Consider the following 4,181-nt stretch of genomic DNA (forward strand, 5'->3'; position numbering starts at 1 on the left):
TGTAGCACAGCTGAACGCATATAAACAAGGTGTGGCGGCGAAATTATCACGAAAAATTCCGGGCTCCAGGCGCTGATGACCGGTCACCGCCGCCTGCTGCGGGCACTTAAAAAGCTTCGGCACTGAACCTATCAGGTTCAGTGCCGAAGCTTTAATGAAAGTCCCTTAACCCGTCACCAGGTCAAGGGAAATATTGGGAAAGTTCCGCTCCAATAGGGCTACAGTACATTCCTCAATGAAAGCCCCGCCGCTCTTGCGGGCGGCGGGGAATACCCATAGGGAAAAGAGGCTCCCACCCAAAAAATGTTCGCCCCTCAATGAAAGCCCCGCACCCCCTGCCTGTAGCACACAACCACAGAGCGGTAAGGTGGGGGAATGAGAATCAAACAGTCGGCTTCTTCCCACAAAATTTTAATTCCTCAATGAAAGCCCCGCAACCCGCAAGAGCGGCGGGGAATACACATAAAGAAGGGCCTCCCGCTAGATAATGTTGATTCCTCAATGAAAGTCCTTCCGCCCCACCAGCGGGGGCGAAGCGGAAGGAAAAGGGTGCAAGAGAAAAGCTCTTCCAGGACGAACTTTAATCCCTCAATGAAGACCCACCCCCTTGTGAGGGGTGAGAAAAGGAAGAAAGCAATGCTCCATCCGAGGTAAAGTACTACCCTCAATGAAAGCCCCGTTCACCGCAAACGCGGATTCCGGGGAAGGCTTAGAAACAGACGCTCCATATAGCAACAGGTCCAAACCTCAATGAAAGTCCCTTAACCCGTCACCGGGTTAAGAGAAAAGCAGGAAAGCAACGCTCCCAGAGACTTCTAGTGGAGTCCTCAATGAAAGCTCACCCCCTGCAAGGGGGGTGAGAAAAGGGATAGCCTCGCAAAACTTAGCCACTTCCACGTTCCCTATGCGGTTATGTTTTCAGTTTAACACTACCTCTGAAAGTGAGGCAAGCGTTTTCGTCACCGGCTAGTTTTTGCCTTATCCCTGATGGGAATTAGCGAATCCTGCGGTTCCGCGGCGGTTGCGCTGCGGCGCGAACTTCATTCACACAGGTTTCCAGGCTATCGCTCTGTGAATCGGCGTAGGCGTAGGCATCAAGTTCATTACCCATCATGGCCGACCAGCTGTTCATGATGTAGCCGTAGTATTTGGTGCAGTTAGGGACGTCGAGTTCATGAACCCACCCCAGCCCTTCACCGTCTTCATTGCAGACCATCCATGAGCCCGGCGGGCACGGGTTGACGTTGAGAGCGTAGAGATGTTCAGCTCGAAGAAGGCGAGTGTCGAACGGGTAGTCTCGCTCAATCTGGCGAGAAAGCCAGCGTAGCCACTGCGCAAAGCTTTTCAGGAAACCCGCTTGCTGCGTCCGGTGCTGATCTTTGCGAATTTCTTCGGCTTCTCGTTCGAAAAATTCGATGACCTTATCAGCGGCGAAGAAAACGTTCGGGGCCTGGTCTTTGCTGCGAAGGGTGATATGTTCTGCATTCTCACCCAATGCTTCGGCAATGGGGTTAGGCTCACGGTCCATGTTGAGCCAGAGCCTTCGCCCCCTGCTGCGGAAGTACCAGCGGTTATCGAATGGCCCGTTCCCAAAGGGTGAAGGCCCGCCAATGTGTGCCGAGTACGTGCGGCCCTTTTCCTTCCGGGGGTACTTGATGCTGTGTGACATGTTATTTCTCCTTCTCTGATTTGCTGTCGGCTGCGCCGGATTCGGTGCCGCCGGTAAGGGTTTCGGGGTTTCCCTCCCCGTGTTTTCCTTACACTTATATTGTATCACAAGAAAAGGAATATAAGTAGGTTTCACCCCACAATTTCCCCAAAAAAATAAGCCCCCCACTCGCACAATGCGAGAGAGGGGCTGCACCTTCTAACTGTCACCCTTGATGTGCCAGGTCACATGCTCCTCAGAGCTAATGAGCCTGCACCGTCCACCGTGGCGGTGACGGTGCCCGTCATTGCGGAAATGACGACGCGGACAGAATCGAGAGTGCCAAATCTCAGCGGAAATGTAGGAATAATCCCGGTCAGACGGGACAATATGAACAGCGGTGCGGTAGTTCTTTTTCAGACCTGCGGGGTCACCATCCCACCCCCCATCACGCGGCCACCAGTTCCCGTGCCGCTTATCGAACACAAAAGTAGATTTCTTAACCTCTTCGCTGCCGGACACTCGCGTGCGAAGTAGCACAAAGGGCTTCTCAAAGTTGATGTCTTCGACGGTCGGGCTCTTGATGTTGGATTCACGGTTGATGAACTGGTTGAACTTGACGATTTCCTCGACTTCAACCTCTAGTTCATCGTTGAGGTGTTCAACCTCCACGATCTTTTTGCACGTGATGCGAGGCCAAATAAAATCATCCCACAGCCAACACCACAGAGGGAGCACAAACAAAGCAACGGCAATACAGCTAACCAATAACACCTCTGGCTGAGTAACTACTTCTTTATCTAAAAGTGCAAGCACTGTTTTTCCTCCTAACTGATTTGCTGACAGCGGTCACGGTCGGCTGCGCCGTGACTAATTCAGAGCAACCATGAGCGCCAGATAACCGGTGTCCACCGCCAAGCCCGCCCACAGAAGCCAATACCACGCCCCGCGGCGGAGCCCCCAACCACGGGCAAAGAGAAGATACGGCGGGGCAAGCAAGAACGTCAGAGCGAGGACGGATAGCCCAATGACCGCTAAAACTTTCATTTTTGCCTATTGCTCCCACTTAGAGGCCAAAAAAGCCCAGTAGCAAAAGCCGACAAACAGCACCGCCGCAAAAAGCAGCCATATCGGATTAATAGAGCTTTTCTCCCTGTCTTCCCCATCGGAGAGCCTTCCGAGTAGGACGGCGACTATAGCGAGCACAAGCACGATAGCCGCCAGCAGCAAGAAGAAGCCGGTCATTTCTTCTCGCTCTTGACTGCCACACCATGCGGGCGGGGCTGACCGGAACCGTTCCAACCCCAACGGCGCGACTCCGGGGGGTACTTCTCGCGCCATTCCATCCAGCGGCGCACTTCGGGCTCCAGGTATCCCCAGTTGTTGCCAATAGAAGAGGCGGGGTGCAAATGACCTTTCGTGCGGGCGGCGGTCACAGTCGAAACTTTCACCCCGGCCATTTTTGCCACATCCGAACTCGTCATGTACGCGATGAACTCTTGTTCCTTCTTCTTTTTCTTTGCCATTATTTCCTGTATCCTTTCTTCTGCGTGTTTACATGATTTTCACGCACCTTCTGTCCCCCGCGTGTGGTGGGGGTTTCCCCCGGTGCCTTTTCCCACGCCCGTTTTTGGGCGGTGGCACCGGGGGTTTTAATTTAAAGAATCCTCTGAATGGTAGTAGTGATATACAGAATGGTAGCTACTCCAAAAATCCAGGCCCCAAATACCCCGGTAAGTCCGTCAAAATCGTCGGTTTCCGAACATATCCAGAGGGACACGAACGCCAACCCCAGCGAGTAGAGAATGGCGACAGCGACTCCGGCAACGCCGATTACGCCATACAGGGTGGAGTTTTCTGCAAGAAATAGCACCGCCGCCCCCTAGTCCTGTTCGGTCTGCTGCGCGAAGTGCTCGATAAGGTCATCTAGAATCTCATTCGCCGGGATCAGCTCGATTCGCTCCGGCACGTTCACCCTGAACACCTCAGCGTGAGCGTAAGCGAGAACATTCCCAACCGTGACCGGAAGCGGTTCTGAATGGACATTCAGGCGCTCCATGTCCTCCCACGCTTCGGCGTTCGGGTCGGCCAAGTCGTCCTCGTCGGCGTAACCGCAATCCATGAGGACGGTTCGAGTGCCCGGCGCTTGCTCTACTTCTTCGTGGTTCCACCACACGTAAACGTCATCCTGCACAGGGACACAAGGCGCGGTGTACAGCTGCTCTCCAGAGTCACGGTGCCCGCCGCTGATAGTTTCACAGAAGGGCTTCTGAATCTGCCCAGGGTCGGATTCGAGCCATTCAAGAATATCTTCCAGGGTGCCGAACTTCTCACCTGCCAGCTCCTTTTTCAACCCATTAAAGGTGAAGGGAATACTGTTGGTCAGGACGAGGCCGTAAACCTTCTTCCCCGCGTTCTCCATCTGTTCAACGTTGAAAATCAGGTCGGGCATATCCTTAAACGTTACGTTCCAGGTGTTAGCACTCATTGTCAGCTCCTTGTCTGATTTGCTGGTCGGTGCCGCCGGGATTGG

5 protein-coding genes are annotated in these 4,181 nt (G+C 53.8%); all 5 read right to left on the bottom strand.

Annotated features, from left to right (window positions below; all coding sequences use genetic code 11):
- Positions 1 to 994: 994 nt before the first annotated feature.
- The gene (locus HMPREF2749_RS00335; protein WP_070592944.1) at positions 995 to 1,669 is read right to left on the bottom strand and encodes a hypothetical protein; all 675 of its coding nucleotides are present in this window, start codon (positions 1,667 to 1,669) and stop codon (positions 995 to 997) included.
- Between the two features lie 198 nt (positions 1,670 to 1,867).
- On the bottom strand, positions 1,868 to 2,320 hold the full coding sequence (locus HMPREF2749_RS00340; protein ID WP_141747342.1) for a hypothetical protein: 453 nt from the start codon (positions 2,318 to 2,320) through the stop codon (positions 1,868 to 1,870).
- A gap of 381 nt (positions 2,321 to 2,701) precedes the next feature.
- Positions 2,702 to 2,893, bottom strand: a complete 192-nt coding sequence (locus HMPREF2749_RS00345; protein ID WP_070592948.1) for a hypothetical protein — start codon at positions 2,891 to 2,893, stop codon at positions 2,702 to 2,704.
- On the bottom strand, positions 2,890 to 3,174 hold the full coding sequence (locus HMPREF2749_RS00350; protein ID WP_070592949.1) for a helix-turn-helix domain-containing protein: 285 nt from the start codon (positions 3,172 to 3,174) through the stop codon (positions 2,890 to 2,892). Before HMPREF2749_RS00350 ends, HMPREF2749_RS00345 begins: the two co-directional genes overlap by 4 nt.
- Positions 3,175 to 3,530: 356 nt before the next feature.
- The coding region (locus HMPREF2749_RS00360) for a hypothetical protein (protein ID WP_210395305.1) at positions 3,531 to 4,181 on the bottom strand (651 nt) is incomplete at its 5' end.

The organism is Rothia sp. HMSC075F09, assembly GCF_001810515.1.
Classification (GTDB): Bacteria; Actinomycetota; Actinomycetes; order Actinomycetales; family Micrococcaceae; genus Rothia.

What these genes read in the sequence shown, in the direction of transcription:
- HMPREF2749_RS00335 (WP_070592944.1), bottom strand. Translation starts at nt 1,669, where the DNA reads ATGTCACACAGCATCAAGTACCCCCGGAAGGAAAAGGGCCGCACGTAC.
- HMPREF2749_RS00345 (WP_070592948.1), bottom strand. Translation starts at nt 2,893, where the DNA reads ATGACCGGCTTCTTCTTGCTGCTGGCGGCTATCGTGCTTGTGCTCGCT.
- HMPREF2749_RS00350 (WP_070592949.1), bottom strand. Translation starts at nt 3,174, where the DNA reads ATGGCAAAGAAAAAGAAGAAGGAACAAGAGTTCATCGCGTACATGACG.